This window comes from Mariniflexile aquimaris (genome assembly GCF_042676825.1).
GTDB lineage: Bacteria > Bacteroidota > Bacteroidia > Flavobacteriales > Flavobacteriaceae > Mariniflexile > Mariniflexile aquimaris.
Genome location: NZ_JBHTIB010000062.1, coordinates 1 through 1,544, shown reverse-complemented (window position 1 = coordinate 1,544; position 1,544 = coordinate 1). Strand labels below are relative to the sequence as shown.

General features: G+C 29.1%; 2 protein-coding genes. Both read left to right on the top strand.

Annotation, left to right across the window (positions count from 1 at the left end; genetic code table 11):
• Window positions 1-79: 79 nt before the first annotated feature.
• Window positions 80-556 (top strand): hypothetical protein, encoded by a 477-nt coding sequence (locus ACFQ0I_RS17440; protein WP_379944272.1) that lies wholly within the window; start codon window positions 80-82, stop codon window positions 554-556.
• Window positions 557-721: 165 nt separating this feature from the next.
• Complete coding sequence (locus tag ACFQ0I_RS17435) at window positions 722-1,336, top strand: hypothetical protein (protein ID WP_379944271.1); 615 nt, start codon at window positions 722-724, stop codon at window positions 1,334-1,336.
• Window positions 1,337-1,544: the final 208 nt, after the last annotated feature.

The window sequence follows — 1,544 nt, the reverse complement described above, 5'->3', positions numbered from 1 at the left end:
ATATAAATTAACAGCGTAAATTCAATTTTAACCTGTAGCCATATTTCAGGACAAGACATTTAGAAATTCTCGATAATTAATGAGCAATGAAACTTTAAAAGAAAAATTAGATGAGTTTATAAAACTATTCGAATCTGAATCTGAAGAAATAAAAGGAAACGTAAATTACAATTCTACTCTGAATATTACGAATCAACTTCTGAAATTTCATCACAACAAAGAATCGGAAAAATATAAAACTCTGATTGCGGAATATATTGACGAATTAAAAACGACTGATTTACCTACTGGGAAAATGACTCAATTGGAATTATATAATAAATACATACTGAAAACTGGGAATTATTTAGTTCATGAAAGAGACTTTAGACATAAAGGAACGAACATAATAAAATACATCACACTCGGAATTGTTTTAGACTTTTTGGTTTATTATTTTTTTAAAACGAAACTTCCTTTCTATTTTCCGGTTTTCACGCTGATTTTTATTTTTTTGGGAATTAGGAGAACAAAGAAAATGATAGCTGACAAAAAAGCTTTTGGACGTGGATATTAAAAAAAACGATTTGCCAACAATGTATAAAAATAATTGCTATTTTGTGCTTAAATAAAGGTAGTTGCGTATTTGCTACATCTGATTTTCCTTCGGAAAATCCTCGCACGCAAACACGCAACTATTCTTATACAAAACCGTTGGCAACAAGCTGAACAAATCAAGAAAATGAAGTTATTAATTTGGACATTTTTACTTTTTACTAGCACCACTATTGCTCAAACAAAATTTAGCGAATTAGAATATAACATTAGAGTTGACCAGAATATAGAAAAGGTAGCGAAACAAAGGGTAGAGATTTACAAGAAAAATATTTTACCAGATTACAAAGCACATTTTGAAATTGACTACTATGAAAACGGCAAATTAAAAGGTAATATAAATTCTCTAGACACTGGAAATGCCCAAACATTTTTCTACCAAGAAAATGATACTATTAAAATCTACGGAAATTATGGTTATTATGAATTCTATGGAATATTTAAAGAAAGAATGGTTCAAGTATTTGCTCCAATATTCTCATTCGACTTTCCTGATTGCTCCTTAAACGAAACTGATGATTTGAAAATGGAAATAGATGTTCCTTGCAAAATAATGAATTTTACGATTTCGGAATACCCAAATCCTGAATCAAATAATTTTTTGTTCGGATATTTAGAATTTAAAACAATTGATTTTTATAATGCTGACAGAGTTTTGAATGAAAAGGAAACGAAACGACGAAAAAAAGTATCTATGAAAATGAAAATATATTTTAAATCGAAATTCATTGAAGAAGAATAAAGCCAATTGCCAACACAGTATATAAAAAATTGCTGGTATTTGGCTTAAATAAAGGTCGTTGCTTGTTTTGTTACGTCTGATTTTCCTTCGGAAAATCCTCGCACACAAAACCGCAACTTTCCATATACATAAACGTTGTAATGCATATTGACCCGTCCTGAAATAAGGCTACATAATTTTAAACATTATGTATAGAAATGACAAAGTA